The organism is Citricoccus sp. NPDC079358 (assembly GCF_040702545.1).
Classification (GTDB): Bacteria; Actinomycetota; Actinomycetes; order Actinomycetales; family Micrococcaceae; genus Citricoccus.
On record NZ_JBFBLI010000042.1, the window covers coordinates 1 to 1,039 of the forward strand.

General features: G+C 66.8%; 1 protein-coding gene and 1 pseudogene. Both read right to left on the bottom strand.

All coding sequences use genetic code 11. From position 1 onward, the window contains the following. Positions 1 to 194, bottom strand: a pseudogene (locus AB0333_RS16975) (disulfide bond formation protein DsbA); the annotation flags it as partial. 46 nt (positions 195 to 240) lie between these two features. After that, positions 241 to 990, bottom strand: a complete 750-nt coding sequence (locus tag AB0333_RS16980; RefSeq protein ID WP_366219847.1) for a cytochrome c biogenesis protein CcdA — start codon at positions 988 to 990, stop codon at positions 241 to 243. Between the last annotated feature and the right edge of the window lie 49 nt (positions 991 to 1,039).

Here is a 1,039-nt window from a genome sequence, read left to right on the forward strand (position 1 = left end):
TCCTGGGTCGGTTGTCCGGATTCCTGACCGGTGGACGGGTTGGCGTCTTGCGGTGGGGTGGTGGTGGCGCCGCGGGCCACGAAATAGCCGATGGTGCCGCCGACGATGACCAGGGCCAGTAGGACCCAGACCACGATCTTGGCCCGGCGCTGCCGGTTCGGTGCGGGTGTGGTGTTGGGGTCCGTGGAAGTCATGGTCGGTCCTATCCGGTCGGGTGTGGTCTTGAGAGTAGGGAGGGGTTTAGACGGGGGTGGTGAAGGTGCCGGCGAGGTTCTGCAGCTGGTAGATCCACAGGGTCCAGATCCCGGTGACCATCAGGACCCCGACGAGCACCAGTACGATCCCGCCGATGATGTTGAAGGCTCGGATGTGGCGGCGGACGAAGCCCAGGGTGCGGGTGACCCAGTCCAGGCCCAGGGCCACGAGCACGAAGGGGATGCCCAGCCCGAGGCAGTAGAGGAAGCCCAGCAGGGCCCCGCGCCAGGGGTCTCCGGTGGTGGTGCTCAATGCCAGCACGGCGCTGAGGGTGGGGCCCATGCAGGGGGTCCAGCCGAGGCCGAAGACCACTCCGAGCAGCGGGGCGCCGGCGATCCCGGTTTTCGGTTGGAAGGACATCTTCTTGGTGTTCTGCAAAAACGGCAGCCAGCCGACCAGCACCAGGCCCATGAGCACGACGAATACCCCCAGGATCCGGATCAATGGATCTTGCCACTGCAGCAGCCAGCCACCGATCACTCCGAAGGCGGCCCCGTAGGCGGTGAAGACCGCGGCGAATCCGAGGATGAACAGTCCCACCCCGGTCATGACCCGGCGTCGGTTGTCTTCCCGGCGCGGATCGGCCAACCCGGAGACGTAGCCCAGGTATCCGGGCACCAGCGGCAGAATGCAGGGGGAGAGGAAGGAGACCAGCCCGGCTGTCGCGGCCAGCGGCATCGCGACCAGCAGGGCCCCGGACTGGACCATTTCGGCAAAGAATCCGCCGATGCTCATGCTGCCCTCCCGAGGGGCGTCCTCCGGAGACCACGATAAAGTGGGGGGC